23 protein-coding genes are annotated in these 22,166 nt (G+C 70.3%); 10 read left to right on the top strand and 13 right to left on the bottom strand.

The window, feature by feature from the left end:
• Positions 1-6: 6 nt before the first annotated feature.
• The 6 genes from fghA to yihA all read right to left on the bottom strand — a co-directional run bounded on the left by fghA (position 7) and on the right by yihA (position 7,187).
• The gene (gene fghA / locus ACK4SG_RS10140; RefSeq protein WP_409601631.1) at positions 7-837 is read right to left on the bottom strand and encodes an S-formylglutathione hydrolase; all 831 of its coding nucleotides are present in this window, start codon (positions 835-837) and stop codon (positions 7-9) included.
• A 13-nt stretch (positions 838-850) separates the two neighbouring features.
• On the bottom strand, positions 851-1,960 hold the full coding sequence (locus ACK4SG_RS10135; RefSeq protein WP_409601630.1) for an S-(hydroxymethyl)glutathione dehydrogenase/class III alcohol dehydrogenase: 1,110 nt from the start codon (positions 1,958-1,960) through the stop codon (positions 851-853).
• A gap of 26 nt (positions 1,961-1,986) precedes the next feature.
• Complete coding sequence (frmR, locus tag ACK4SG_RS10130) at positions 1,987-2,271, bottom strand: formaldehyde-responsive transcriptional repressor FrmR (protein ID WP_409601629.1); 285 nt, start codon at positions 2,269-2,271, stop codon at positions 1,987-1,989.
• Between the two features lie 60 nt (positions 2,272-2,331).
• Positions 2,332-5,052, bottom strand: coding sequence for a phosphoenolpyruvate carboxylase (gene ppc, locus ACK4SG_RS10125; RefSeq protein ID WP_409601628.1), 2,721 nt, complete (start codon positions 5,050-5,052; stop codon positions 2,332-2,334).
• A 56-nt stretch (positions 5,053-5,108) separates the two neighbouring features.
• Positions 5,109-6,473, bottom strand: a complete 1,365-nt coding sequence (locus ACK4SG_RS10120; protein ID WP_409601627.1) for a glutamate--cysteine ligase — start codon at positions 6,471-6,473, stop codon at positions 5,109-5,111.
• A 102-nt stretch (positions 6,474-6,575) separates the two neighbouring features.
• A complete protein-coding gene (gene yihA / locus ACK4SG_RS10115) occupies positions 6,576-7,187 on the bottom strand; it encodes a ribosome biogenesis GTP-binding protein YihA/YsxC (RefSeq protein WP_409601626.1) in 612 nt (203 codons plus the stop codon).
• Positions 7,188-7,289: 102 nt separating this feature from the next.
• On the opposite strand from yihA, the gene ACK4SG_RS10110 reads away from it, so the two are divergent.
• From ACK4SG_RS10110 to ACK4SG_RS10095, 4 genes are all read left to right on the top strand, one after another.
• Positions 7,290-8,069: a c-type cytochrome gene (locus tag ACK4SG_RS10110; RefSeq protein ID WP_409601625.1), complete on the top strand. Its 780-nt coding sequence runs from the start codon at positions 7,290-7,292 to the stop codon at positions 8,067-8,069.
• 83 nt (positions 8,070-8,152) lie between these two features.
• Positions 8,153-8,842 (top strand): thiol:disulfide interchange protein DsbA/DsbL, encoded by a 690-nt coding sequence (locus tag ACK4SG_RS10105; protein WP_409601624.1) that lies wholly within the window; start codon positions 8,153-8,155, stop codon positions 8,840-8,842.
• 29 nt (positions 8,843-8,871) lie between these two features.
• Positions 8,872-9,711: a thiol:disulfide interchange protein DsbA/DsbL gene (locus ACK4SG_RS10100; RefSeq protein ID WP_409601623.1), complete on the top strand. Its 840-nt coding sequence runs from the start codon at positions 8,872-8,874 to the stop codon at positions 9,709-9,711.
• Between the two features lie 21 nt (positions 9,712-9,732).
• The gene (locus ACK4SG_RS10095) at positions 9,733-10,491 is read left to right on the top strand and encodes an endonuclease/exonuclease/phosphatase family protein (RefSeq protein WP_409601622.1); all 759 of its coding nucleotides are present in this window, start codon (positions 9,733-9,735) and stop codon (positions 10,489-10,491) included.
• On the opposite strand, the gene ACK4SG_RS10090 is transcribed toward ACK4SG_RS10095, so the two are convergent.
• The gene (locus ACK4SG_RS10090; RefSeq protein WP_409601621.1) at positions 10,492-11,295 is read right to left on the bottom strand and encodes a sulfite exporter TauE/SafE family protein; all 804 of its coding nucleotides are present in this window, start codon (positions 11,293-11,295) and stop codon (positions 10,492-10,494) included.
• A 49-nt stretch (positions 11,296-11,344) separates the two neighbouring features.
• Here ACK4SG_RS10090 and ACK4SG_RS10085 point away from each other — a divergent pair, with 49 nt between their 5' ends.
• Both ACK4SG_RS10085 and ACK4SG_RS10080 read left to right on the top strand, forming a co-directional pair.
• Entirely contained in the window at positions 11,345-13,405 is a 2,061-nt protein-coding gene (locus ACK4SG_RS10085) for a transglycosylase SLT domain-containing protein (RefSeq protein ID WP_409601620.1), read from the top strand.
• Between the two features lie 23 nt (positions 13,406-13,428).
• On the top strand, positions 13,429-14,670 hold the full coding sequence (locus ACK4SG_RS10080; RefSeq protein WP_409601619.1) for a multifunctional CCA addition/repair protein: 1,242 nt from the start codon (positions 13,429-13,431) through the stop codon (positions 14,668-14,670).
• A gap of 38 nt (positions 14,671-14,708) precedes the next feature.
• Here ACK4SG_RS10080 and ACK4SG_RS10075 read toward each other — a convergent pair whose 3' ends face one another.
• The 6 genes from ACK4SG_RS10075 to tsaD form a co-directional block, all read right to left on the bottom strand.
• Positions 14,709-15,044 (bottom strand): VanZ family protein, encoded by a 336-nt coding sequence (locus ACK4SG_RS10075; protein WP_409601764.1) that lies wholly within the window; start codon positions 15,042-15,044, stop codon positions 14,709-14,711.
• A gap of 68 nt (positions 15,045-15,112) precedes the next feature.
• Positions 15,113-16,303, bottom strand: coding sequence for a class I SAM-dependent methyltransferase (locus ACK4SG_RS10070; RefSeq protein ID WP_409601618.1), 1,191 nt, complete (start codon positions 16,301-16,303; stop codon positions 15,113-15,115).
• Positions 16,303-16,794 carry a 6-pyruvoyl trahydropterin synthase family protein gene (locus ACK4SG_RS10065; RefSeq protein ID WP_409601617.1) on the bottom strand — a complete coding sequence of 164 codons (492 nt, stop codon included), beginning with the start codon at positions 16,792-16,794 and terminating at the stop codon, positions 16,303-16,305. The genes ACK4SG_RS10070 and ACK4SG_RS10065 overlap by 1 nt, the downstream gene beginning before the upstream one ends.
• Positions 16,791-17,495, bottom strand: coding sequence for an SDR family oxidoreductase (locus ACK4SG_RS10060; RefSeq protein ID WP_409601616.1), 705 nt, complete (start codon positions 17,493-17,495; stop codon positions 16,791-16,793). The genes ACK4SG_RS10065 and ACK4SG_RS10060 overlap by 4 nt, the downstream gene beginning before the upstream one ends.
• Positions 17,492-17,854, bottom strand: a complete 363-nt coding sequence (folB, locus tag ACK4SG_RS10055; protein WP_409601615.1) for a dihydroneopterin aldolase — start codon at positions 17,852-17,854, stop codon at positions 17,492-17,494. The genes ACK4SG_RS10060 and folB overlap by 4 nt, the downstream gene beginning before the upstream one ends.
• 92 nt (positions 17,855-17,946) lie before the next feature.
• On the bottom strand, positions 17,947-18,972 hold the full coding sequence (tsaD, locus tag ACK4SG_RS10050; protein ID WP_409601614.1) for a tRNA (adenosine(37)-N6)-threonylcarbamoyltransferase complex transferase subunit TsaD: 1,026 nt from the start codon (positions 18,970-18,972) through the stop codon (positions 17,947-17,949).
• 91 nt (positions 18,973-19,063) lie between these two features.
• Here tsaD and rpsU point away from each other — a divergent pair, with 91 nt between their 5' ends.
• From rpsU to dnaG, 4 genes are all read left to right on the top strand, one after another.
• The gene (gene rpsU, locus ACK4SG_RS10045; RefSeq protein WP_031371286.1) at positions 19,064-19,279 is read left to right on the top strand and encodes a 30S ribosomal protein S21; all 216 of its coding nucleotides are present in this window, start codon (positions 19,064-19,066) and stop codon (positions 19,277-19,279) included.
• 102 nt (positions 19,280-19,381) lie between these two features.
• Positions 19,382-19,825 (top strand): GatB/YqeY domain-containing protein, encoded by a 444-nt coding sequence (locus ACK4SG_RS10040; protein ID WP_409601613.1) that lies wholly within the window; start codon positions 19,382-19,384, stop codon positions 19,823-19,825.
• An 80-nt stretch (positions 19,826-19,905) separates the two neighbouring features.
• A complete protein-coding gene (locus ACK4SG_RS10035) occupies positions 19,906-20,409 on the top strand; it encodes an N-acetyltransferase family protein (RefSeq protein ID WP_409601612.1) in 504 nt (167 codons plus the stop codon).
• Between the two features lie 21 nt (positions 20,410-20,430).
• The gene (gene dnaG, locus ACK4SG_RS10030; RefSeq protein WP_409601611.1) at positions 20,431-22,164 is read left to right on the top strand and encodes a DNA primase; all 1,734 of its coding nucleotides are present in this window, start codon (positions 20,431-20,433) and stop codon (positions 22,162-22,164) included.
• Positions 22,165-22,166: the final 2 nt, after the last annotated feature.

Raw genomic sequence — 22,166 nt, 5'->3', positions numbered from 1 at the left:
CGCCGCTCAGGTACGCAGCGCCGCCGCATGGTGGGCGATGTGCTCGCCGATGAAACTGGCAACGAAGTAGTAGCTGTGGTCGTAGCCAGGCTGCAAGCGCAGGTACAACGGATAACCGGCCGCATCGGCAGCCTCCTTCAGCAGCCACGGTTTCAGCTGGACGTCCAGGAATTCGTCCGCCTGGCCCTGGTCGACCAGGATCGGCAGCTTCTCCGAAGCCGATTGCACCAGCTCGCTGGCGTCGAAGCGCTTCCAGGCTTCGCGGTCATCGCCCAGGTAGGCGGAAAACGCCTTCTCGCCCCACGGCACCCGCGCCGGCGCGGCGATTGGCGAAAATGCCGATACGCTGCGGTAACGGCCGGGCTTCGACAAGGCCACCACCAGCGCGCCGTGGCCTCCCATCGAATGCCCGCTGATCGCGCGCGCGGCGGTCACCGGAAAGTGGGCCTCGATAAGCGCGGGCAATTCGTCCGCAACATAGTCGAACATCCGGTAGTGCGTCGCCCACGGAGCCTGCGTGGCATTGACGTAGAAGCCCGCGCCCTGGCCGAGGTCGTAGCCGTCGGCGTCCGCCACGTCGTCGCCGCGTGGGCTGGTGTCCGGGCAGACGATGGCGATGCCGTGCTCCGCCGCGTAACGCTGCGCGCCCGCCTTGGTGATGAAGTTCTGCTCGGTGCAGGATAGTCCCGACAGCCAGTACAGCACTGGCACCCGGCTCTCCTGCGCCTGCGGCGGCAGGTAGATCGCGAAGGTCATGTCGCAGCCCAGCACCGCCGAGCGGTGCCGGTACACGTCCTGCCAGCCGCCGAAGCTGGCGCGGTGTTCGATGCGTTCCATCACGCCACCTCCCTCAGAAATGCACCACCGAGCGGATCGACTTGCCCGCGTGCATCAGCTCGAAGGCCTCGTTGATCCGGTCCAGGCCCATGGTGTGGGTGACGAACGGCGCCAGCTGGATGTCACCCGCCATCGCCTCCTCCACCATGCCCGGCAGCTGGCTGCGGCCCTTCACGCCGCCGAAGGCGGTGCCCAGCCACTTGCGCCCGGTGACCAACTGGAACGGACGGGTGGAAATCTCCTGCCCCGCGCCGGCCACGCCGATGATCACGCTCTGGCCCCAGCCGCGGTGCGCGCATTCCAGTGCCGCGCGCATCACGTTGACGTTGCCGATGCACTCGAAGCTGTGGTCCACGCCCCAGCCGGTCATCTCCACGACCACCTGCTGGATCGGCTTGTCGAAATCGTTGGGATTCACGCAATCGGTGGCGCCCATGTCGCGGGCCATCGGGAACTTGTCAGGATTGGTGTCGATGGCGATGATCCGCCCCGCCTTCGCCCGCTTCGCACCCTGGATGACGGCCAGGCCGATGCCGCCCAGGCCGAATACCGCGACCGAGTCGCCTTCCTGCACCTTGGCGGTGTTCTGCACCGCGCCCAGGCCGGTGGTGACGCCGCAGCCGAGCAGGCAGACCTGCTCGTGGTTCGCCCCGGGGTTGATCTTCGCCAGCGAGACCTCGGCCACCACCGTGTACTCGCTGAAGGTGCTGCAGCCCATGTAGTGGTACAGCGGCTGGCCGTTGTAGCTGAAGCGGGTGGTGCCGTCCGGCATCACGCCCTTGCCCTGGGTGGCGCGCACCGCCGTGCACAGGTTGGTCTTGCCGCTCTTGCAGAACAGGCACTCGCCGCATTCGGCGGTGTACAGCGGGATCACGTGGTCGCCCGGCTGCACGCTGGTCACGCCTTCGCCCACTTCCACCACCACGCCCGCGCCCTCGTGGCCCAGCACGCAGGGGAACAGGCCCTCCGGGTCGTCGCCCGACAGCGTGAACGCATCGGTGTGGCAGACGCCGGTGTGGGTGATCTTCACCAGCACTTCCCCGGCCTTGGGCGGGGCAACGTCGATCTCGACGATCTGCAGCGGCTGGCCAGCGGCGAAGGCGACGGCGGCGCGGGATTTCATGGGCGTGCTCCTGGGAACAGGGGGAGTTACTTGAGGTAGGACCGCACCAGCGCGATCACGTCATCGATGCTCTGCTGGTGCTGCCGGCGGATCCTGGGGTCGGTGGCAAGCTGGGTGAATTCCTCGCGCAGGTGGCTGTCGAGGATCTCGGCCATCAGCCCGTTCACCGCGCCGCGCAACGCGGCCAGCTGCTGCAGGATCGGCGCGCACTCGCTGCCCGCTTCCACCGCGCGCTCCAGCGCATCCACCTGGCCGCGGATGCGGCGCAGGCGCGTGATGGCGCGCTTCTTGTCTTCTGGCGAGTGCGGCACGCGGCATCTCCGATACTGGAGGGGAGTATATGGCAAACCCGGCCCGGCGGGCATGCACACCTAGCCCGTGTTCTGGATGCCCGCGGCGATGCCGTTGACCGTGGAGACCAGCGCGCGCAGCAGCGCCTCGTCGGTGCGCCCGCCTTCGCGCCAGCGCCGCAGCAGGTCCACCTGCAGCAGGCTGATCGGATCGACGTAGGGATTGCGCAGGCGGATCGACAACCGCAGCCGGTAGTCGCCCGCCAACAGGGTGTCGCGCCCCTTGATGGCCAGGATCGCGTCGCGGGTGCGGGCGAATTCGTCCGCAATGCGCGGGAAGAACGCCGCATGCGCGTCGCCCGCCAACCGCGAGTAACGCTCGAAGATCGCGATGTCGGATTTGGCCAGCAGCATTTCCACGTCATCGACCACGGTGGCGAAGAATGGCCAGTCGCGGGCCATCGCCGCCATCGCCTCGCGCCCGTGCCGGTCGATCCCTTGCACCAAGGCGGTACCGACACCGTACCAGCCGGTCAGGCCGGAGCGGTTCTGCGACCAGGCGAACACCCAGGGGATCGCGCGCAGGTTGGCGATGCCCCCGTCGCGCCGGCGCGACGGGCGCGAGCCGAGATGCAACCGCTCGATCACGTCGATCGGCGTGGCGGCACGGAAATAATCGGGAAAGCGCGGGTCCTCGTGCACCAGCGCGCGGTAGTGCGTCCGCGAGGCCTGCGCCAGCCCGGTGGCCAGCGCGCGCCATGCGTCCTCGCGCGGCTCCGGCCGGCGCGGCCGCAGCGAGGCGCGCAGCACCGCGCCGGTGGTCTGCTCCAGGTTGCGCAGGGCCAGTGCGCGGATGCCGTACTTGCGATGGATCACTTCGCCCTGCTCGGTGACGCGCAGGACGCCATCCACCGAGCCGCGCGGCGCGGCGATGATCGCCCGCTCCGTCTTGCCGCCCCCGCGGCTCACCGAGCCGCCGCGGCCATGGAAGAACGCCAGCTGCACACCGGCATCGCGCGCCACCTCCAGCAGCTCCACCTGGGCCCGCTGCAGGGCCCAGCGCGAAGCCAGCAGGCCGCCATCCTTGGCGCTGTCCGAATACCCCAGCATCACCACCTGGCGCCCACCGCGCCGGGCAAGGTGGCGGCGATAGACGGGATCGTCGAACAACGCGCGCATCACCCCGGGTGCCGCCTGCAGGTCGTCCACGGTCTCGAACAGCGGCGCCACGTCCAGCGGCACGGCGCCGTCGGCATCCGCGCAGCCCGCCTGCCGCGCCAGTGCCAGCACCGCCAGCGCATCGGCGGCGCTGCGGCTCATGCTGATGATGTACAGGCCGATCGCCTCCGGCCCGAAGCGCCGCCGTGCCTCCACCACGGCCGCGAAGGCCGCCAGCGTCGGGGCGGCGTCCGGCGCATCCGGCGCGGTGACCGCCTCGCCATCGAGCAACGCATGCAGGCGTGCGACGCGGGCCTCGACCGCGCGCCCGCTCCAGTCGGGATCGCCCAGCAACGCCGCCAGCGCGGCGTCGTGCACCGCAGAATCCTGGCGCAGGTCCAGGGCTGCCAGGTGGAAGCCGAAACACTGCACGCGCCGGATTAGACGCCGCACTGCGAAGCAGCCTGCGTGCTCGCCGCGGTGGTGGGCCAGGCTGGCGTCGATCGCCTCGAGGTCATCCAGCAGGTCGCCGGGCGCGGCATAGCCGCGGGCGGCATCGTTGGCGGCCGTGGCCTCCAGCCGCAGGCGCATCGCCTCCAGCAGTTGCCGATAGGGCATGTCGATGTGGCGCGGATCGACACCCGCCGCATCGCCCAGCAGCGCGCGCGCGCGGGCGATGCGGCTGTCGATCCCGGCGTCCACCCCGACGCGGTCGCGGCTCTGGGTGAGCAGCGTCGCCAGCCGGCCCAGGTCTTCGCGGTATTTGCCCAGCACCTGCGCGCGCTGCGCCTCCAGCGCAGCCAGTACCGTGGCGGCCCCAATGTTGGGGTTGCCGTCCATGTCCCCGCCCACCCAGGTACCGAACCGCAGCACGGGCGGCAGCGGCATGGCCTGTCCGTAGGCGCGGACGATCGCCGCGTCGAAGGCTTCGAAGAATACCGGCAGCACCCGGTAGAGCACTTCGCCCAGGTAGAAGCCGACGTGCTCGCGCTCGTCGTCCACGCTGGGGCGGGCCGGCGGCGCGTCGGAGGTCTGCCAGGCGGAGGTCAGCGCGAAGCGGATGCGTGCCAGCCCCGCGGCGCGCTCCGCCGGCGTGAGCTGGCGGTCGATGTCGGCCACCAGCCGGCGCACCACCTCGCGCTCCTTCTCCAGCAGCAGGCGCCGCACCGCCTCGGTGGGATGCGCGGTGAACACCGGCTCGATGCGCAGGCGGGCCAGCAGCGCGCGCAGGTCGTCGCCTGCCACGCCCGCATCGTGCAGGGACGCGAGCACCGCGTCCAGGCTGCCCGGCTGCGGGTGCTCGCCGGCACGCTGGTAGTCGCGGCGCCGGCGGATGCGGTGCACGCGCTCGGCCACGTTGACCGCACCGAAATATGCGGAAAACGCCCGCACCAGCTGGGTGGCAGTGCCCAGCGGCACGCCGGCCAGCCGGTCCGCCAACGCATCCGCAGGCTCGCCCTGCTCGCGCCGGCGGATCGCCAGCCGCCGCAGCGTCTCGACCTCGTCAAGGAAAGGCTGGCCGCACTGCTCGGCCAGGATCTCGCCGACCAGCGCGCCAAGCGTGCGCACGTCGTCGCGAAGCAGGCCGTCCGTGGCGGAGAAATCGAGGGTGTCGCGCAGGGGTTCCGGCAGATCGTTGCTCATGCCGCGCAGGCTAGCGGGTTCCGCGTCGCCGCGCCGTCAAAGCGGGGCATCCGGACTCAGTAGGCGAACTCGCGGAACACCGGGTCCACGCTGCCCTGCCAGCGGCCATGAAACAGTTCCAGCTTGCGCTCGGCCGGCGTCTGGCCGGACTCGACGATCTCCACCAGCGGATCGAGAAACCCGGTTTCGTCGGTGCCGCAGCGGTCCCGGGCGGCGCGCCGGCGCAGGCCGGCCACGGCGATCTCCAGTGCGCGACGTGCCAGGTCGCGCACGGTGCCACCGCGGAACGGGAGGCCCAACGCATGCTTCGGCACGCCGTCGCGCAACGCATGGCGTTCTGCCATCGTGAAGTCCTTGACCAGATCCCAGGCCGCATCCAGCGCCGCGTCGTCGTACAGCAGGCCCACCCAGAACGCCGGCAGCGCGCACAGGCGGTTCCACGGGCCGCCATCGGCGCCGCGCATCTCCAGGAATTTCTTCAGCCGCACTTCCGGGAAGGCGGTGGTCATGTGGTCGTTCCAGTCGCGCAGCGTCGGCAGCGCGCCGGGCAGCACGTCCAGCCGGCCCTGCAGGAAATCGCGGAAGGACTTGCCGCTGGCATCGTGGTAGATGCCGTCGCGGTAGCTGAAGTACATCGGCACGTCGAGCAGATAGTCGACGTAGCGCTCGTAGCCGAAGCCGTCCTCGAACACGAAATCCAGCATGCCGGTGCGGTCCGGGTCGGTGTCGGTCCAGATGTGCGAGCGGTAGCTGAGGAAGCCGTTCGGTCGCCCTTCCGTGAACGGCGAGTCGGCGAACAGCGCGGTCGCGATCGGCTGCAGCGCCAGCGACACGCGGAACTTCTTCACCATGTCCGCCTCAGTGGCATAGTCCAGGTTGACCTGGACCGTGCAGGTGCGGGTCATCATGTCCAGACCCAGGTTGCCGACCTTGGGCATGTAGGCCTTCATGATCTGGTAGCGCCCCTTGGGCATCCACGGCATCTCGTCGCGCCGCCACTTGGGCTGGAACCCCATGCCCAGGAAGCCCAGCTGCAGTTCGTCGGCGACCTCGCGGACCTCCCGCAGGTGGCTGCCCACTTCCTTGCAGGTGTCGTGGATGGTGCGCAGCGGCGCGCCCGACAGCTCCAGCTGCCCGGCCGGCTCCAGCGTCACCGAGGCGCCGTCGCGCGCCAGCGCGATCACCCGGCCGTTCTCCTCGTAGGGCGCCCAGCCGAAGCGGACCAGGCCCTTCAGCAGGGCCTCGATGCCGCGCTCGCCGTCGAAGGTCGGTGGCCGCAGGTCGTCCAGGCGGAAACCGAACTTCTCGTGCTCGGTACCGATGCGCCAGGCATCGCGGGGCTTCTCGCCCGAGGCCAGCACCTCGGCCAGCTGGCGGCGGTCGGTGATCGGCGTATCGCTGGCAGTGCTGGGTCCGGACATCGGCGCGGCCTATCGGAACGGTGCGGCAGGATAGCCGGGCGAATGGAGAGGGCGCACCATCGCGGCCGCGCGTTCAGCGTTCCGCGGGCGTGCGTAATCCGGTTAGAGGGCCAGCCACTGGGCCACGACGGCGCGCAGCTCCTCGACGCCCTGCTTGGACTCACCCGAGAACAGCTGCACGGTCACGCTGTCGGCGAACGCGCGCTGCAGCTCCATCCGCACCGCCTGCAGGGTGTTGCCGGCGGCGCCCCGGCCCAGCTTGTCGGCCTTGGTCAGGATGACGTGGGCCGGCAGCCCGCGGCGCATGGCGTAGCCCAGCATCTGGCGGTCGTACTCCTTCAGCGGATGGCGCACATCCATCACCACCACCAGCCCGCGCAGGGCGTCGCGGCTGCCGAAATAGCCGTCCAGGAAAGCCTGCCAGTGCGCCTGCAGTTCCTGCGGCACCTTGGCGTAGCCATAGCCCGGCAGATCCACCAGGTACTTGTTCTCGTGCGGCGGCAGGCCGAAGAACACCAGCTGCTGGGTACGGCCGGGCGTCTTGGACACCCGCGCCAGCGCATTCTGCTGGCACAGGGCATTCAGGGCGGAGGACTTGCCGGCATTGGAGCGGCCGGCGAAGGCCACCTCGAACCCGCCATCGGGCGGCAATTGCCGGAAATTGTGGGCGGCCAGCAGGTACTGGGCGCGCGCGAACGGATTGGGTGCAGCCATGGGCATAGCATGGCACGTCCGCGCGGCCCCCGGGCGACGGTTTGACCACTCCCGGCGCGCCGACCATAATTTGCCGGTTGCGCGGCACCTGCCCGCGCCCCTATGCCAGTGGAGTTCCGCATGCGTCCTGTCCACGCCCTCGCCGGTGTCGCCTGTCTTGCTCTTGCCGCAGCCGCATGGGCCCAGAGCACGGCCATGGCCGTACCCGACACTGCCCCGGTGCAGACCGCGCCGTTGGTCGAGCCGCCTGCAACCTGGGGCGATGCCACCGCCGGCCAGAGCAAGGCAGGCGTCTGCGCGGCCTGCCATGGCCTGGACGGCAACGCCATGCAGCAGAACGCCCCGCGCATCGCCGGCATGCCCGAGCGCTACATCGCCGAGCAGCTGCACCTGTTCAAGAGCGGCCAGCGCACCAGCGGTCTGGCCGGCATGATGCTGCCGTTCGCCAGCATGTTGAGCGCGCAGGACATGCGCGATGTCGGCGCCTGGTTTGCCCAGCAGAAGGCAGGCAGCGGCGTGGCGGACGACACCGTGATCGCCGATGGCCCCAACAAGGGCATGAAGTTCTACCAGGTCGGCGAACGCCTGTTCCGCAGTGGTGACGCCGCCCGCGGCGTGCCCGCCTGCATGGCATGCCACGGCCCCTCCGGCGCCGGCAATCCGGGCCCGGCCTATCCGGCCCTGCACGGCCAGGACGCCGCGTACGTGACCCGTCGCCTCGAGGAATACCGCGCCGGCACCACCACCTACGCCAACCCGGCCCACTTCAACCTGATGGCGGCGGTCAGCAAATCGCTCACCGACGAGGAGATCCGCTCGCTGGCCAGCTACGTGCAGGGCCTGCATGCCCGCGAGCAGGCTCCCGCCCAGGCCGCCCCCTGACGCCGACCAGCCGCGCTTCACCGTGCGTTGGCCACATCCGGTGCATGCTGGTTCGGCCCCATGATCAGCGGAACCTGACTCCCATGCGCGTGCCCCTGCTGTCCTTTGTCCTGCTGCTGGCCACCGCCCTGCTGCCTGCACGTGGGCAAGCAGTCCTGCCGGGTCTGACCGAGGGCGTGGAGTACCGGACGATCGAGGGCGGCCAGCCTTACCAGCCGCTGCCGCCGGGCATGGTCGAGGTGGCCGAAGTCTTCGCCTACACCTGCCCGCACTGCGCGCATTTCTCGCCGATGCTGGAAGCCTGGGCAAAACAGCTGCCGGCGCATGCCAGGCTGGTACTGGTGCCCGGGGTCTTCGGTCGGGACGACCCTTGGGCGCGCGTCTTTTTCGCCGCCCAGACCGCGAAATCCCTGGCGGTACTGCATCCGCGCCTGTTCGCCGCCATCCACGAAACCGGCGAACTGCCGCGCAACGCCGATGCCGCGCAGGTGTTAGCCTGGGCCAGCCGGGTGCAGGGGGCCAATGCGCCGTCGCTCAAGGCGGCGATGAGCGACGATGCGACGCTGTTGCCCAAGCTGAAGCACGCCTACGAATTCGCCGCCCGCAGTCAGATCGAAGGCACGCCGTCGCTGGTAGTGGCCGGCCGCTATCTGGTGTTGGGCAATAGCTACCAGAACCTGCTCGACAACGCCCGTCGCGTGGTTGATGCGCTGGCGCCAAGGAAGGCCGTGCCGGCGCCCACGGCCCGACCCGCGCGCGCACCCTCCCGATGATCCCGACCGCCATGCCACGGAAGATCGCCATGACCGCTCTCCGCCACACCCTGCTCCTGCTCGCCCTGCTGCCGCTTGCCGCTTGCAAGAACGATGCCCCTGCCCCGGTGAGCGCGACCGATGCCGCCGCCGCGCAGGCTGCGCCCGCCAAGACCGCCAGCGCGGAAGATCCGCAGCGCGCGGCGCAGGCCGAAGCGGCTGCCAAGGCCGCCTTGGAGGCCGCCGCCAAGGCGCCGCCGCCGGTGGAAGGTACCGACTACGTGGTGATCCCGAACGGCCAGCCGTTCGATACCGCGCCGGACCGGGTGGAAGTCGTCGAGTTCTTCGGCTATGTGTGCCCGTTCTGTGCTGCGGTGCAGCCGCAGGTGTCGGCGATGAAGGCCAAGCTGCCGAAGGACGTGCATTTCGTGTACGTGCCGGCCGCTTTCGGTTCGATGTGGGACAACTACGCCAAGGCCTACTACGCCGCCGACGCGATGGGCCTGGTGGAGAAGACCCACGACGCCCTGTTCCGCGCCATCCACATCGACAACACCCTCAAGGGCGAGCGCGGCATGGATACCCCCGAGGAGATCGCCGCGTTCTACGCCGGCTACGGCGCCGATCCGAACCAGTTCCTCAGCAGCATGCAGAGTTTCGCGGTCGCCACCAAGGTGAACCGGGCCCGCCAGTACATGAAAGAAGCTTTCGCCAACGGCGACCAGATGGGCACGCCGGCCTTCGTGGTGGCGGGCAAGTATCGCGTGAAGGGCAAGTCGGTGGATGACATGTTCCGCATCATGAACCAGCTGATCGCGCAGGAACGCGCCAAGCTGGCTTCGCCCTCGACCGCACCGGCGGCACCGGCCGCCGCCGCGCCGGGCGCCTGAGCCCCGCCCGCGGCGGCGCCCATGGATCGACGCCGGCTGCGCCTGCTGAGCGCCAATATCCAGGCGGGCTCCAGCACCCGCGGCTACCGCGACTACGTGGCCCGCAGCTGGTCGCACGTGTTGCCGGCCGGCAACAAGCGCGACGCGCTGGACAGCATCGCCCAGCTGGCCAGCCGTCACGATATCGTGGGCCTGCAGGAGGCCGACCCCGGCAGCCTGCGCTCAGGCTTCACCAACCAGACCCACTATCTGGCCGAGCGCGCAGGCTTTCCTTATTGGAGCCACCAGCCCAACCGCCGCGTGGGCAATCTGGCGTCCAGCGCCAACGGCCTGCTGAGCCGGTTGGAGCCGTACCGGGTGGAGGATCATCCGCTGCCGGGACGGATCAAGGGCCGCGGCGTGCTGACCGCTTCGTTCGGCGACAGTCGCGACGCCCTCACCGTCGCCGTCGCCCATCTCTCGCTGGGCAGCCAGTCGCGTCGATCGCAGCTGGAGTTCATCGCCGACCTGCTGGCCGACCATCCGCATGCGGTGCTGATGGGGGACTTCAACTGCGATCCCGAGACGCCGGAGATGCAGGTGCTCTACCGCAAGACCCGCCTGCAGCCGCCGGATCGCTGCGTTCCCACCTTCCCGTCGTGGCGGCCGCAGCGGGCGATCGACCACATGCTGGTGACCCCGGGTCTGCCGGTCGCCGAGATGCAGGCGCTGCCCGCCGCGCAGTCCGACCACCTCGCTCTATCGGTGGCACTGGACGTGCCGGAAGCGGCGCTGCGTTGATCAGCCCAGCGCGCTGTAGGCAAACGCGCTGCCGACCAGCAGCAGGAACACCGCGAACACCCGCTTCAAGGCCAGCCCGCTGAGCGCGTGCGCCAGCCGGGTACCGTGCGGTGCAGCCAGCACCGACGCCACCGCCACGCCCAGTGCCGCCGGCAGGTAGACGTAGCCCACCGCGCCGGGCAGCGGCAGCGCGCCCGCGGGCGCCTGCAGCGCGTAGCCCAGCGCGCTGCCCAGGCCGATGAAGATGCCGCACGCGGACGACGTTCCCACTGCGCGCACCGGGGCCACGCCGCGCCAGACCAGCAGCGGCACCGTCAGGCTGCCGCCGCCGATGCCCACGATGGCCGACACCACGCCGATGACGCCACCTGCCAGCGTGTAGCCGGGTCCGCGCGGTGCGGCAGCCGCGGTGCCCTGGGGTGGCGGACCGGACAGCAGCATCTGCGCGGCGACCAGTCCGCAGTAGCCGGCCACGCACCAGCGCAGCACATTGCCGTCCAGGGCGATGGCGAACCGGCTGCCCAGCCAGCCGCCCGCCAGCACGCCCGGCACCATCCACGCCACCGTCGGCCACAGCACGCTGCCGCGCCGATGGTGGGCCCGTGCGGATGCCGCCGCGGTCAGCACGATGCTGGCCAGCGAGCTGGCCAACGCCGCATGCATCGCCGCCTCCGGCGCGACGCCCTGCAGCGGCAGCAGCCACGCCAGCGCCCCCACCAGCACCAGACCGCCGCCGATACCCAGCAGCCCGGCCAGCACGCCGGCACACGCGCCCAGCGCCAGATACAGCAACAGGAACGTCATCGCGCACCATCGGAAAAGTCGTTCATCGATGCTCGGCTATAGTCGGGCGATGCACAAGATCGCGACGCTATCGCTGCTCCTGCTCGCCCTGGCCGGCAGCGCGGTCACTGCCTCGGCGCAAGTACCGGTGCCACGTCCGGCACCCCTGGCGCAACCGGCCCCGGCCCCGATCACGCCCCCGGATGCCGCCTTCCGCGCCGCGCTGGAGGCCGCCCAGCGCGGTGGCCTGGATGACCTGGCGCTGGCCGGTTTTTCCACCCATCCGCTGGCGGGCTGGCTGGAATACGCGGCCCTGCGCAGTCGACTGGACACGCTACCGGTAGCCCGGGGCAACGCCTTCCTGGCGCGCTGGCGGGGTGAACCGGTGGCCGCGTTGTTCCGCGCCGACTGGCTGGCCGCCCTCGCCCGCCGCAACGAATGGCAGGCCTTCCTCGACCAGTGGGACGACACGATCGATGCGGCCACGTTGCGCTGCCTGCGCCTACAGGCATTGATGGCGATGAACCGGGCCGACGCCGCATGGACGGCCGCGGCACAGGCGCTCTGGCGCAGCAGCGGCCGCTCGCTGCCGGTGCAGTGCGACGCGCCCTTCGCGCTGCTGGCCGCGCAGGGCGGGCTGACCGATGCGCTGCGCTGGGAACGCTTCGACAAGGCCGCCGACGCGGGGGAAGCGGGCGTGATGCGCGCGATTGCCGCGGGATTCGGCGGCGATGACGCGGCCCTGGCGCTGCGCTACGCCGCCTATCTCGATGCCCCCGATGCCAACGTGGCGGACTGGCCGGTGACGCCGCGCAGCCGCCTGGTCGCCACCGTCGGTCTGGCGAGGCTGGCCAAGGCCGCCCCGGACCGCGCCGAGGCGCTGCTGCCGGGGGTGGCGCAGGCGCTGGGCTTCGGGGAAGCCGATCTGGGCCGTGTGCGCTACCAGATCGCACTGTGGACGGTGTCCTCCTACCTGCCCGATGCGGCGCGTCGGCTGGCCGCCGTGCCCGCTTCGGCGTGGGATGACAGCCTGCATGAGTGGCAGGTGCGCGAAGCGCTGGCGCGCCGCGATTGGGCCGCCGCCCTCGCCGCGATCCAGCGCATGCCCGAGGCGCAGCGCGGCGATTCGCGCTGGCTGTATTTCGCCGCGCGCACCCGCGAGCTCACCGGTGACGGCGCCGGTGCGAAAGCCCTGTACGCGCAGGCCGCGCGCAAGCCGGACTTCCACGGCTTTCTGGCTGCCGACCGCCTGGACCTGCCCTACACGCTGTGCCCATGGCTGCCCGCACCCGCCCCTGCCGCGAAGCTTACGGTCGCGCGCGATCCAGCACTGGTCCGGGCCGTGCAGCTCTTTCAGTTGGATCGCCGCGGCTGGGCCGCGCGTGAATGGGACGCCGCGCTGGCACGCTTCACCGACGAGCAGCGCAGGCTGGCGGTGGAAGTGGCGCAGGACAACGGCTGGTTCGACCGCGGCGTGTTCGGGCTGGTCAACGTCGGGGGCAAGCGCTACCCGGACGAACAGCGGCTTTATGCGCTGCGTTTCCCGCTCCATCACGACGCCACCATCCGCCGCGAGGCCGCACGCAATCGGCTGGATCCGGCCTGGGTGGCTGCGGAAATCCGCGCCGAAAGCGTGTTCGACCCCAACGCGCGCTCGGCCGCCGACGCCCGCGGCCTCATGCAGGTGGTGCCGGCCACCGGCGCCGCGATCGCTGCCCAGCTGGGCCTGCCGTGGCGTGGAGGCGATGATCTCTACGACGCGGATACCAACATCGCCATCGGCACCGCCTATCTGCGTCAGCTGATGGACCGCTACGGTGGCAAGCCCTACCTGGTGATCGCCGGCTACAACGCCGGGCCGACGCCGCTGGCGCGCTGGATGGCGCAGCGCCCGGACATGGAACCGGATTTCTGGATCGAAACCATCAGCTACAAGGAAACCCGCGAATACGTCGCGCGCGTGCTCAGCTTCAGCACGCTGTACGACTGGCGGCTCCAGGGCACCGCGCTGCGGCTGTCCGATCGCCTGCGCGGGATCACCGACGGGCCGCGCAAGGCATTTGCATGTCCAGTCGCGGAGGCGGCTGCCGCCGGACAGGCACCGGCGCAGGCGCAACGCCGGCTGCGCTGAGCGTCCTCAGGCATCATCCGCCCATGGCCACGCTTCCCGACTCCGTCCGTGTTTACCTCGTCGGGGGCGCCGTGCGCGACGCCCTGCTGGGCCTGCCCCCGGGCGACCGCGACTTCGTGGTGGTGGGCGCCAGCGTGCCGGACATGCTGGCGGCCGGCTTCCGCCAGGTGGGCCGCGACTTCCCGGTTTTCCTGCATCCCGATACCGGCGAGGAACACGCGCTGGCCCGCACCGAGCGCAAATCCGGCCGCGGCTATACCGGTTTCGTGGTGCATGCCGACCCGTCGGTGACGCTGGAGGACGACTTGCGTCGCCGCGACTTCACCATCAACGCGATCGCCCGCGCCGAGGACGGCACGCTGGTCGATCCCTTTGGCGGCATGCGCGATCTCGAAGCGCGTGTGCTGCGGCACGTCGGCGACGCCTTCGTCGAGGACCCGCTGCGGGTACTACGCGCGGCGCGCTTCATGGCCCGCTTCGCGCCGCTGGGCTTCACCGTTGCTCCGGACACGCTGGCGCTGATGCGGCAGATGGCCGATGGCGGCGAACTGGCCACGCTGGTGCCGGAGCGGGTCTGGCAGGAGTTGGCGAAAGCCCTGCGCAGCCCCTCGCCGGCGGCCTTCCTGTACACCCTGCGGCAGGCCGGCGCGCTGCGTGCGGTGCTGCCCGAGGTGGACGCGCTGTACGGCGTGCCGCAGCGCGTGGAGTACCACCCGGAGATCGACACCGGCCTGCACCAGGAACTGGTCTGCGACATGGCTGCGCGGCTGGCACCCGGCGATGATCTGGTCGGCTTCGCCGCGCTTTGCCACGACCTGGGCAAGGCGTTGACCCCGGCTGACGCGCTGCCGCGCCACCTGATGCACGAGCAGCGCGGCGTCGTTCCGGTGATGGCACTGTGCGAACGGCTGAAAGTACCGGCCGAACACCGCGACCTCGCCGTGCTGTGCTGCCGCGAGCACCTCAACGTGCACCGCATCAACGAACTCAAGGACGCCACGCTGCACGACCTGCTGGCGCGCTGCGACGGCTTCCGCAAGCCCGCCCGCATCGACCGGCTGGCCACCGTCTGCGAGGCCGATGCGCGCGGCCGTGCCGGCCTGCAGGACACGGCCTATCCGCAGGCCGCAACGCTGCGGCACCTGCACGCCGCGGCGCTGGCGGTGCGCGGTGACGCCATCACCGCACAGGGCGTCAGCGGCCCGGCCTTCGGGGAAGCCCTGCGTCGCGCCCGCATCGCCGCGATCGCCGCCGCCCGCGACTGAGCGGGGCACGCCCCGCCCGGAAGTCGCACCGCTGCGCGTCAGCGGCCACCGTCCAGCCGCAGCAGCAGGTCGCGCAGCGGCGTGAAGGCGGTGGCCAGGCCAATCAGCACGCCCAGCGTGTTGGCGAGCGCATCGGCACGGTCCAGCATGCGGCCCAGTTTCATGGCCGCTTGCAGATATTCCAACCCGATGCCCAGCAGCACCAGCAGCACGCAGACCACCGCCCACGACAGCCGCCGCGCGAACAGCTGCACCGCGCCCGCGGCAAGCAGCGCGTAGGCGACGATGTGCTCGGTCTTGTCGCTCACCTGCAGGTCCGGCAGGTCCCGCGCAGGCAGCAGCGAGGCCACCACCACACAGGCCACCGCCAGCATCCACAACCCGGCCCACAATGCCGGCCGCCGGAACGGCTTCAACGAGCGGCCGACGCGGCGCGGACGATTCACAGGCGGTGGCTCAGGTCACCGACCAGGAAGGCCGCATCCAGTTCTACGCCGCGCTGGAAGCCGATCGCCTGGAAGCGCTCGCCCATTTCGCTGGGCAGCGTCAACCGCTTGGCCTGCTGGCGCAGGTTGTGCCGCGCGATGTCATCCACGGCCTGCGCTTCGGCTGCCTCCAGATGCGCTTGCAGGCGGTTGCCCAGCAGGAAGCTGGCCTGCGAGCAGTAGCCGGAAAACTCGAAGCCCGCACCCACGCCGGCCTCCGCCAGCGCAGTGAAATCCACCGAGGCGGTGATGTCCTGCAGGCCCGGCCAGGCGAACACGTCGTCGATCAGGTGATGCTGGCGGAAGGCGCGCAGGGTGCCGTCGCTGCGCTCGGGCAGGTAGTACTCGCCGCGGGCGTAACCGTAATCGATGAACAGCATCGCGCCGTTGCGCAAGCCGCCGGCGACCGCCTGCACCCAGTACGGCAGCTGTGCCAACGCCTCGCTGCGGTAGCCGTCGGCGAATGGCTCCGGCAGCTGCGCTTCGATCCGGCGCACCGCGGCAACCAGCAGCGGATCGGCCGGCTGCTCCGCGCGCACGAACCGGCCTTCGCCATCCAGCGCCACGCATTCCTCCAGCACCTCGCCGCCGCGCACCACGAAACGCGGCGTGGGTAGCGCGTCGATCACCTCGTTGGCGAACAGCACGCCGTCCCACGGCTGCTGCACCGGCTCGTCCAGCCACTCCACGCGGGCGAACAGGGCCGGTGCCAACCGCGCCTGCAGGCGCTCGCGCTGGCGCTGGCGCAGGTCGGCACTGGGCTCGAGGATGGCGTAGCGCGCGGGCAGCGCACCGTTGGCCTGCAGGTGCTCCAGGCAGGCCTCCGCGAACGCGCCGCTGCCACCGCCCAGTTCCACGAACAGCGCGCCCTTGCCGGCCTGGCGGATCGCCGGCGACAGCGCGTCGGCCACGCAGGCAGCGAACAGCGGCGACTGCTCCGGCGCGGTGGTGAAGTCCCCGCCCGGGCCGAATTTGTGCGCGCCGGCGCTGTAGTAGCCCAACCCGGGCGCGTACAGCGCCAGTTCCATGAATTTCCAGAACGGGATGCGCCCGCCAGCGCCGATGATCTGCTCCTGGATCACCTCGCGCAGGTGCGCGCTGTGGGCCTGCGCATCGGCCGACGGCGGCGGCAGGGCGGTGGCAGCCATCAGTCCAGCCTCATACGGCGGCCGGCGCTCTGGCCCGGGCCGGACAGCACCCGCACCTCGATCGCGTCGATGGCATGGGCGCGCAGGGCGTCGCGATCTTCCGCCAGGCGCTGCAGGAACCACCAGGCGAATTCCTCCAGCGTCGCGTTGGCGATGGGCAGCAGCAGCACGTCGCTGCGCAGGAACGGGATGCGCTGGCCGTTGAAATGCGCATAGACGTGGTCGCCGTCTTCCTTGATGCGCAGGTGCGGCGAGCGGGTGGGCAGGATCACCCATTCGTTGAGCTCGCGGCACAGCGCGACCACGCGATCCTTGTAGTGGCCGTAGTCGAAGCACATGCCGTTGCCCAGCATGCGCGCCTCGATGTCCACTTCGACGGTGAAATTGTGGCCGTGCAGGCGCTCGCGCTCGGTCGCCGAGAAGATGGTGAAATGCCCGGCCGAGAACTTCATGTTCTGCTTGGCCAGGCGGATGGTCACGCGCTCATTCATGCGAAATCATCCTCGCCGATGTCGCCCCGCTGTGGCCGCATCACGATGTCCTCCACCACGGTACGCGCCGACATCGCCCACGCCGCCCAGGCCATCGCCGCCACATCCTCGGCCGGCATCATGCGCTCGGGCGGCAGCGGCACGCCGTCCCACGAGGCCGTCAGGGTGGCGCCCGGCAGCAACGCCACCACGCGCACGCCGTGCGGCTTCATCTCCTCGCGCAGGTTGCGCGAAAAGCCGTACAGCGCATGCTTGGCAATGCTGTAGGAGCCGCCGTTCGGATATGCAGCGATCGACGCCGTGCTGCACACGTTGAGGACCATGCCGCTGCGGCGCTCGATCATCCGCGGCAGCAGCCGCCGGGTCAGCCGGTAGGCGCCGAACAGATTGGCCTGCAGCATCTCCAGCAGGGCATCGTCATCCTCGCTGGCGATGCCCCCCGGGCGGAAGGCACCCGCGTTGTTGACCAGCAGGTCCACCGCGCCGTGCCGCGCCAGGACGTCCCGTGACAGTGCATCCACGGCGGCGGCATCGCGCATGTCGCAGGCGCGGCATTCGACCTGCGGCAGCGCTGCATGCAGGTCGTCCAGCCCGGCCTGGCCACGCGCGCAGGCGACCACGGTGGCGCCCTCGCGGGCAAAGCGTTCCACGATGGCGCGGCCGATACCGCGCGATGCACCAGTGACCAGCACCACGCTCATGCCGGGAACCTCCCGCGCTCGATCTCCACGCCCACCGCCGCCGCGTGGGCCAGCGCCTGCGGCTTCGACAGCCTGAGCCGCACGCCGCGGGCGCCGAACTCGGTCAGGATCAGGTCTGCACAGCACTCGGCCAGGGTTTCCACCAGCTGGAAATCGGTCTGCGCCACGTAGTCGGCCAGGCGCCGGCTGACCGCCTCATAGTCCAGCGCATCGGCCAGGCTGTCGCTGCTGGCGGCGATGCGATTGTCGAAATGCATGCGGATGTCCAGCAGCAGCGGCTGCGGGGCGTGGCGCTCGCGGTCGTGGACGCCGATCAGGGCATCCAGGCGCAGACCTTCGATGAAAACGATGTCAGTCATGGGCGGCTTTGCGTCTCCCGGGCCACGGGATACCGTGGCGCGGAGCGGATTGGATGCACAGCTTAGCAATCCCGCGCCGCCCGCCCGGCGGTTCAGACGGGGGCCAGCGTCGCCATGTCCCAACGTGGCACCGCGCGGATCGCGGCATCGTCGTGCTGGCCGGCGGCCAGACGCAGCGCGCCGGCGAAGGCGATCATCGCGCCGTTGTCGGTGCACAGCGCCGGACGCGGGAAGCAGGCGCGGCCACCACGCGCGGCGCACAGTTCCATCAGCTTGGCGCGCAGGCGCCGGTTGGCACCCACGCCGCCGGCGACGACCAGCGTGTCGCAGCCGGTCGCCTCCAGGGCGCGGCCGCACTTGATCGCCAACGTGTCCACCACCGCGTCTTCGAAGCCGCGGGCGATGTCGGCCCGGGTCTGCTCCGACTGGTCGCTGCCCTGCCACGCCAGCAGCACCTGCGTCTTCAGCCCGCTGAAGGAGAAGTCCAGCCCGGGGCGGTCGGTCATCGGCCGCGAGAACCTGAACCGGCCAGACACACCTTGCTCCGCCAGCGCGGCCAACTGCGGGCCGCCCGGATATGGCAGGCCCATCAGCTTGGCGGTCTTGTCGAAGGCCTCACCGGCGGCGTCGTCCAGGGTTTCGCCCAGCAGCCGGTAGCGGCCGATGGCATCCACCGCCACCAGTTGGGTGTGGCCGCCGGACACCAGCAGCGCCACAAACGGCGGTCGGGGGGGATCGTCTTCGATCAGCGGCGCCAGCAGGTGCCCTTCCATGTGGTGCACGCCGATGGCGGGGACATCCAGCGCCCAGGCCAGCGACCGCGCCACGCCTGCCCCCACCAGCAGCGCGCCGACCAGCCCGGGACCGGCGGTGTAGGCCACGCCATCGATATCGGCAGTGGACAAGCCGGCCTCGGCCAGGGTCTGGCGAATCAGCGGCAGCAGCTTGCGGACGTGGTCGCGGCTGGCCAGCTCCGGCACCACCCCGCCATACTCGGCGTGCAGGGCGATCTGGCTGTAGACCGCATGGGCGCGCAGGCCGGCAAAGCCGCCGATGGCGGTGTCGTAGACCGCCACCCCGGTTTCATCGCAGGAGGATTCGATACCAAGGACGTTCATCCGGGTATCTTGCGCCCAAACCTGGCCCGCTGCTATCATGCGCGGCTCGCCCACCTTGACCGGGCGAACTCTCCAGTCACGAGATTCCCCGATGCCCAGCGTCAAAGTCCGCGAAAACGAACCGTTCGAGTTTGCCCTGCGCCGCTTCAAGCGCACCTGCGAGAAGGCCGGCGTGCTGGCCGAAACCCGCAAGCGCGAGTTCTACGAGAAGCCGACCCAGGAGCGCAAGCGCAAGGCCGCCGCGGCGGTGAAGCGCCAGGCGCGCCGCGCCTCGCGCGACGTCACCAAGCGCCAGCGCCTGTACTGAGCGCGGTGGTTGGCTGCGGAAGCCGGCACGCGCAAGCGTGGCCGGCTTTTCGCATTTCTGCGCCCTGATTCCCGATGACCGCCCCCCTGCCCGGAGCACGCCATGAGCCTGAAGCAACAGCTGACCGACGACATGAAGGCCGCGATGAAGGCCGGCGAGAAGGATCGCCTGGCCGTCATCCGCCTGATCAACGCCGCCATCAAGCAGAAGGAAGTCGATGAGCGCGTGGAGATGACCGACGCGCTGGTGCTGGCCGTGCTGGAAAAGATGGTCAAGCAGCGCAAGGACTCGATCGCCCAGTACGAAGCCGCCGCCCGCGAAGACCTCGCCGCGGTGGAGCGCTACGAGATGGGCGTGATCGAGACCTACCTGCCCGCCAAGCTGGACGAAGCCGCCATCCTGGCGGAGATCGACAAGGCCATTGCCGCCACCGGCGCAGCCTCCGCCGCCGACATGGGCAAGCTGATGGGCGTGCTGAAGCCCGCGCTGGCCGGCCAGGCCGACATGGGCCTGGTGTCGAAGCTGGTGAAGCAGAAGCTCGGCTGAGCCGTCCCATCCCCACACCCGCCGGCGGCCCGTCGGCGGATCGGGGATGATGTCCGTCCCGGCGCCCTGCGAGGATACCCATGGCATCCACCGCCCCCGTGCTGTCGATCCGGCCCGCCACGGCCGCCGACGTCCCGCTGATCCGCCAGCTCATCGCCGAACTGGCCGACTACGAAAAACTGGCGCATGCCGCAGTCGCCACCGACGATGATCTGCGCACGCAGCTGTTCGGCCAGCGCCCGGCCGCCGAGGTGCTGATCGGCGAAGTGGACGGCGAACCGGCTGGCTTCGCCCTGTTCTTCCACACCTTCAGCACATTCCTCGGCAAGCGCGGGCTGTATCTCGAGGACCTGTTCGTGCGCCCGGCCGCGCGCGGCGTCGGCCTCGGCAGGCACCTGATGGCCGCGCTGGCGCGCATCGCCGTGCAGCGTGACTGCGGCCGCTTCGAATGGAGTGTGCTGGACTGGAACGCCCCCGCCATCGGCTTCTACCGCCGCCTCGGCGCGGTGGCCATGGACGACTGGACCGTGCAGCGGCTGGAGGGCGCGGCGCTGCACGCGCTGGCCGCCCGCGACGAGCTCTGAGCCAGGCCGACGGCTAGCGCAATGGCCCGCATCCCCGACGCCTTCATCGACGAATTGCTCGCCCGCTCCGACATCGTCGAAGTGGTCGGCGCGCGGGTGCCGCTGAAACGCCAGGGCAAGGAATACGCGGCGCGCTGCCCCTTCCACGACGAGCGCAGCGCCAGCTTCACGGTGTCGCCCACCAAGCAGTTCTACCACTGCTTCGGCTGCGGCGCGCACGGCACCGCGATCAGCTTCCTGATGCAGTACGACCGTCTGGAATTCCTCGATGCCGTCGAGGAACTGGCCCGGCGCGTCGGCCTGGAGGTGCCGCGCGATACCGCCCAGCGCAACGCCAATCCCGAGACCCGCGACCTGTACGGCGCGATGGAAGCGGCCAGCACTTTCTTCCGTACCCAGCTGGCCCGCAGCGACAAGGCGCGCGCCTATGTGGAGAAGCGCGGCATCACGCCGGACATCGTCGAACGCTTCGCCATTGGCTACGCGCCGGACGGTTTCTCGGGGCTGCGCGACGCGCTGGGCACCGATCCGCAACGGCTGCAGCTGCTGGAGCGCGGCGGGCTGTTCTCGAAGAACGACAAGGGCCACGTCTACGACAAGTTCCGCGACCGCCTGATGTTCCCCATCCACGACCGCCGCGGGCGCACCATTGCCTTCGGTGGCCGCGTCATCGACCCCGAGGATTCACCGAAGTATCTCAACTCGCCGGAGACCGCGCTGTTCCACAAAGGCCGGGAGCTGTACGGCCTGTGGCAGGCAAAGCAGGCCAACCAGAGGCTCGAGCGGCTGATCGTGGTCGAGGGCTATATGGACGTGGTGGCGCTGGCGCAGTACGGCGTGTCGCAGGCGGTCGCCACGCTGGGCACCGCCACGACGCCGGACCACGCCGAGCTGCTGTTCCGCAACGCGCCGGACGTGTATTTCTGCTTCGACGGCGACCGCGCCGGCCGCAGCGCCGCATGGAAGGCGCTGGAATCGGTGCTGCCGCGGATGAAGGATGGCCGGCAGGCGTTCTTCCTGTTCCTGCCCGACAGCGAAGACCCGGATTCACTGATCCGCAAGGAAGGCTTGGCCGGGTTCGACGCGCGCCTGCGCGACGCCACGCCGCTGTCCGAATTCTTCTATGCCTCGCTGTCGGCCGACGTGAACCTGGCCAGCCTGGACGGCAAGGCCCGCCTGGCCGAGCGCTGCAAGCCGCTGCTGGCGCAGATCCCCGACGGCGCGTTCGGCGACCTGATGCGCCAGCGCCTGACCGAACTGACCGGCGTCGGCGCCCGCACCAGCCCGCCGCAGGCCCACGTGCCCGCGCAGCGTGCCGGCGCATCGCTGCGCGGCCAGCCAGGGCAGAAGCCCAGCCTGATCCGGACGGCGATCACCCACCTGCTGCACCGTCCCGGCTTCGCGCTGGAGCTGCAGCCGCCCTACCGCTTCGCCGCGCTGCGCCAGCCTGGGATCGACCTCCTGTCGGAACTCGTGCTGCTGGTGCGTGAACGCCCCGACCTGACGACCGGTGCCCTGCTCGAGCACTTCGAGGGCCGCGACGAACTGCCGGCGCTGCAGAAACTGGCGGTGCTGGATCTGCCCGGGGAAGAAAAATATCTGCGCGCCGAGTTTGTCGACGCCATCGGCCAACTGGAAAAACAGGTTCAGCAGCAGCGCATCGAGGAGCTGCAGCAGTTGCAGCGAGAAGGCAGACTGGACGAAACCGACAAGCAGGAACTGCGCGAATTGCTGCAGGCGATGCTGCGCCGCTGACG

Source organism: Thermomonas sp., from assembly GCF_046293095.1.
In the GTDB taxonomy this organism is placed as follows: Bacteria; Pseudomonadota; Gammaproteobacteria; order Xanthomonadales; family Xanthomonadaceae; genus Thermomonas.
This window is presented reverse-complemented; position numbering and strand designations above follow the sequence as displayed.

What these genes read in the sequence shown, in the direction of transcription:
- fghA (WP_409601631.1), bottom strand. Translation starts at nt 837, where the DNA reads ATGGAACGCATCGAACACCGCGCCAGCTTCGGCGGCTGGCAGGACGTG.
- ACK4SG_RS10090 (WP_409601621.1), bottom strand. Translation starts at nt 11,295, where the DNA reads ATGACGTTCCTGTTGCTGTATCTGGCGCTGGGCGCGTGTGCCGGCGTG.
- ACK4SG_RS10040 (WP_409601613.1), top strand. Translation starts at nt 19,382, where the DNA reads ATGAGCCTGAAGCAACAGCTGACCGACGACATGAAGGCCGCGATGAAG.
- ACK4SG_RS10100 (WP_409601623.1), top strand. Translation starts at nt 8,872, where the DNA reads ATGACCGCTCTCCGCCACACCCTGCTCCTGCTCGCCCTGCTGCCGCTT.
- ACK4SG_RS10095 (WP_409601622.1), top strand. Translation starts at nt 9,733, where the DNA reads ATGGATCGACGCCGGCTGCGCCTGCTGAGCGCCAATATCCAGGCGGGC.
- ACK4SG_RS10070 (WP_409601618.1), bottom strand. Translation starts at nt 16,303, where the DNA reads ATGGCTGCCACCGCCCTGCCGCCGCCGTCGGCCGATGCGCAGGCCCAC.
- ACK4SG_RS10085 (WP_409601620.1), top strand. Translation starts at nt 11,345, where the DNA reads ATGCACAAGATCGCGACGCTATCGCTGCTCCTGCTCGCCCTGGCCGGC.
- ACK4SG_RS10120 (WP_409601627.1), bottom strand. Translation starts at nt 6,473, where the DNA reads ATGTCCGGACCCAGCACTGCCAGCGATACGCCGATCACCGACCGCCGC.
- ACK4SG_RS10135 (WP_409601630.1), bottom strand. Translation starts at nt 1,960, where the DNA reads ATGAAATCCCGCGCCGCCGTCGCCTTCGCCGCTGGCCAGCCGCTGCAG.
- ppc (WP_409601628.1), bottom strand. Translation starts at nt 5,052, where the DNA reads ATGAGCAACGATCTGCCGGAACCCCTGCGCGACACCCTCGATTTCTCC.
- ACK4SG_RS10035 (WP_409601612.1), top strand. Translation starts at nt 19,906, where the DNA reads ATGGCATCCACCGCCCCCGTGCTGTCGATCCGGCCCGCCACGGCCGCC.
- yihA (WP_409601626.1), bottom strand. Translation starts at nt 7,187, where the DNA reads ATGGCTGCACCCAATCCGTTCGCGCGCGCCCAGTACCTGCTGGCCGCC.
- ACK4SG_RS10080 (WP_409601619.1), top strand. Translation starts at nt 13,429, where the DNA reads ATGGCCACGCTTCCCGACTCCGTCCGTGTTTACCTCGTCGGGGGCGCC.
- ACK4SG_RS10105 (WP_409601624.1), top strand. Translation starts at nt 8,153, where the DNA reads ATGCGCGTGCCCCTGCTGTCCTTTGTCCTGCTGCTGGCCACCGCCCTG.
- ACK4SG_RS10075 (WP_409601764.1), bottom strand. Translation starts at nt 15,044, where the DNA reads ATGCTGGCGGTGGCCTGTGTGGTGGTGGCCTCGCTGCTGCCTGCGCGG.
- tsaD (WP_409601614.1), bottom strand. Translation starts at nt 18,972, where the DNA reads ATGAACGTCCTTGGTATCGAATCCTCCTGCGATGAAACCGGGGTGGCG.
- rpsU (WP_031371286.1), top strand. Translation starts at nt 19,064, where the DNA reads ATGCCCAGCGTCAAAGTCCGCGAAAACGAACCGTTCGAGTTTGCCCTG.
- dnaG (WP_409601611.1), top strand. Translation starts at nt 20,431, where the DNA reads ATGGCCCGCATCCCCGACGCCTTCATCGACGAATTGCTCGCCCGCTCC.
- ACK4SG_RS10065 (WP_409601617.1), bottom strand. Translation starts at nt 16,794, where the DNA reads ATGAATGAGCGCGTGACCATCCGCCTGGCCAAGCAGAACATGAAGTTC.
- folB (WP_409601615.1), bottom strand. Translation starts at nt 17,854, where the DNA reads ATGACTGACATCGTTTTCATCGAAGGTCTGCGCCTGGATGCCCTGATC.
- ACK4SG_RS10110 (WP_409601625.1), top strand. Translation starts at nt 7,290, where the DNA reads ATGCCAGTGGAGTTCCGCATGCGTCCTGTCCACGCCCTCGCCGGTGTC.
- ACK4SG_RS10060 (WP_409601616.1), bottom strand. Translation starts at nt 17,495, where the DNA reads ATGAGCGTGGTGCTGGTCACTGGTGCATCGCGCGGTATCGGCCGCGCC.